Source organism: Streptomyces sp. SPB074 (assembly GCF_000154905.1).
GTDB lineage: Bacteria > Actinomycetota > Actinomycetes > Streptomycetales > Streptomycetaceae > Streptomyces.
On the sequence record NZ_GG770539.1, the window covers coordinates 6,065,336 to 6,068,060 of the forward strand.

Sequence of the window (2,725 nt, forward strand, 5' to 3'; positions counted from 1 at the left end):
TCGGGTACGGCGCCCTGCGCGCGCTCGGGGCGCTCCTCGGCGGGGGCGGGCGCCGGGGCGGCCCGGCGGGTCCCGTACCTGCGGTGCACCGCCTGCTTCGTGACGCCGAGCGCCGAGCCCACGGCGTCCCAGGAGAAGCCGAGCGAGCGGTCGAAGTCGACGGCGGCGGTCACGAGGCTCTCGACGCTGTCCCGCAGCTCCTGCGCGAGGCGCACGGTGGGGGCGGGGGCGCGCCCGTAGACCACGAAACCGGTGGAGGGTCCCGTGCGGCGCGGACGGTAGACGTTGCCGAGCTGGGCGGTGAGCGTGCGGAGCGCGTCCACCTGCCTGCGGACCCGCTCGATGTCCCGTACCAACAGGTGCAGGCTGGCCCGTGCCTGGGCGTCGTGGGTGGCGTGGTCGGCCATGTGCAAGCCTCTCGAACCGGCGTTGACGGGCCCGTTGGCCCGCATCGGACTGTGAGGGAAGGACTGCTGAGACTGAGCTGAGACTGCGGGGACGCCGTCGTGGGCGGGTCGTCGCTCCCGCCCACGGTCAACGCTGCTTTGACAACGCGCCGCGCCGGAAGGGGTCACGGGGGAGGGCGTGGGGCATCGCCGCGCGCGCTCCCCGGTAGCCACGTGTGCGCGGGGAATTGGGGATGTTTCGTCAGGATGTGCCGGTTTTACGGCTCGTGCGGGGCGAGCGCCCGTGAGCGGCGGCCGCCCCGGTGCCTAGGATGGGGGCTCTTGTCGGGCCGGGGTGTGAGGGAAGTTCAGGATTCATGAGGCTTGTGTTCGCAGGGACGCCCGAGGTCGCCGTACCCGCGCTCGACGCGCTGATCGCTTCGGAGCACCACGAGGTGGTGGCCGTCGTGACCCGTCCCGACGCGCCGGCCGGGCGCGGGCGGCGGCTCGTCGCGAGCCCCGTCGCGCAGCGCGCCGAGGAGGCAGGGATCGAGATCCTGCGGCCCGCGAAGCCGCGCGAGGAGTCCTTCCTCGACCGGCTGCGCGAGATCGCCCCCGACTGCTGCCCCGTCGTCGCCTACGGGGCGCTGCTGCCCCGCGTCGCGCTCGACGTGCCCGCGCACGGCTGGGTCAACCTGCACTTCTCGCTGCTGCCCGCCTGGCGCGGCGCCGCTCCCGTGCAGCACGCGGTGCTCGCGGGCGACGAGATCACCGGGGCCTCGACCTTCCTCATCGAGGAAGGGCTCGACTCGGGGCCCGTCTACGGCACCGTGACCGAGACCGTCCGCCCCACCGACACGAGCGGCGACCTCCTCACCCGCCTCGCCTTCGCGGGCTCCGGGCTGCTCGCCGCCACGATGGACGGCATCGCCGACGGCAGCCTCAAGCCGGTGCCGCAGCCCGCCGAGGGCGTCTCGCTCGCCCCCAAGCTCACCGTCGAGGACGCCCGCGTGGACTGGGCGGCGCCCGCCCTGCGCGTCGACCGCGTCGTGCGCGGCTGCACCCCGGCGCCCGGTCCCTGGACGCTCTTCCGGGGGGAGCGGCTCAAGCTCGTCTCGCTCACGCCCGCTCCCGAGGCCCCGCACCTCGCGCCGGGTGAGATCCGGGCGGGGAAGAACAGCGTGCACGTCGGCACCGGCTCCCACCCGGTGGAGCTGGGCTGGGTGCAGCCGCAGGGGAAGAAGCCGATGCGCGCCGCGGACTGGGCGCGCGGGACGCGCCTCGCGCCGGGGGAGACGCTCGGAGGCTGAGCGGCGCCGCCCGCCGCACGGGGCCCCGCCCCGCCCCCCCGCTCCGCGAGGGCCGGAGAGAGCGGGACGCGGTGGGCCGGCCGCACGGCCGTATCCTGGAGAGTCAGCCGACCCGCAGCACGCAGTGGAGCACGCACCTTTGAACGACCAGCCTGTGGCCCCCGCCGCCAGCCGTCCGCGCCGGGGCGGGGGCCGCCCGCACCGGGCACCGCGCAAGGACCCCGTCCGCGTCCTCGCCTTCGACGCCCTGCGCGCCGTGGACGAGCGCGACGCCTACGCCAACCTCGTCCTGCCCGCGCTCCTGCGCGAGGCCCGCGAGAAGGGCGGCTTCGACGCCCGCGACGCCGCGCTCGCCACCGAACTCGTCTACGGGACGCTGCGCGGGCGCGGCACCTACGACGCGGTCATCGCCGCCTGCGTGGACCGCCCGCTGCGCGAGGTGGACCCGCCCGTGCTCGACGTGCTCAGCCTCGGCGCCCACCAGCTCCTCGGCACCCGCATCCCCACCCACGCCGCCGTCTCGGCCACCGTCGAACTGGCCCGCGTCGTCCTCGGCGACGGCCGCTCGCGCTTCGTCAACGCCGTCCTGCGCCGCATCGCGCGCAACGACCTGGACGCCTGGCTCGCCGAGGTCGCCCCGCCCTTCGAGGACGACCCCGAGGAACACCTCTCCGTCGTCCACTCGCACCCGCGCTGGGTCGTCGCCGCGCTCTGGGACTCGCTCGGCGGCCCGCGCGGCGGCATCGAGGACCTGCTCACCGCCGACAACGAGCGCCCCGAGGTCACCCTGGTCGCCCGGCCCGGCCGCACCGACGCCGCGGCGCTGCTCGACGCGCTCGGCGAGGAGCGCGCCCTCCCGGGCCGCTGGTCCCCGTACGCCGTCCGGCTCACCGAGGGCGGCGAGCCGGGAGCCGTGCCCGCCGTGCGAGACGGCGAGGCCGGGGTCCAGGACGAGGGCAGTCAGCTCGTCGCCCTCGCCCTCGCCAAGGCCCCCGTCGAGGGCCGCGACGCACTGTGGCTCGACGCCTG

3 protein-coding genes are annotated in these 2,725 nt (G+C 76.1%); 2 read left to right on the forward strand and 1 reads right to left on the reverse strand.

Annotation, left to right across the window (positions count from 1 at the left end; all coding sequences use genetic code 11):
• Positions 1 to 407, reverse strand: a 407-nt coding sequence (locus tag SSBG_RS25730; protein ID WP_078491414.1) for a hypothetical protein, incomplete at its 3' end; no start/stop codon positions are given.
• A gap of 356 nt (positions 408 to 763) precedes the next feature.
• Here SSBG_RS25730 and fmt point away from each other — a divergent pair.
• Together fmt and SSBG_RS25740 are read left to right on the forward strand one after the other, a co-directional pair.
• Entirely contained in the window at positions 764 to 1,696 is a 933-nt protein-coding gene (gene fmt, locus SSBG_RS25735; RefSeq protein ID WP_037870639.1) for a methionyl-tRNA formyltransferase, read from the forward strand.
• 139 nt (positions 1,697 to 1,835) lie between these two features.
• Positions 1,836 to 2,725: transcription antitermination factor NusB (locus SSBG_RS25740; protein WP_008748980.1), on the forward strand; the 890-nt coding region annotated here is incomplete at its 3' end.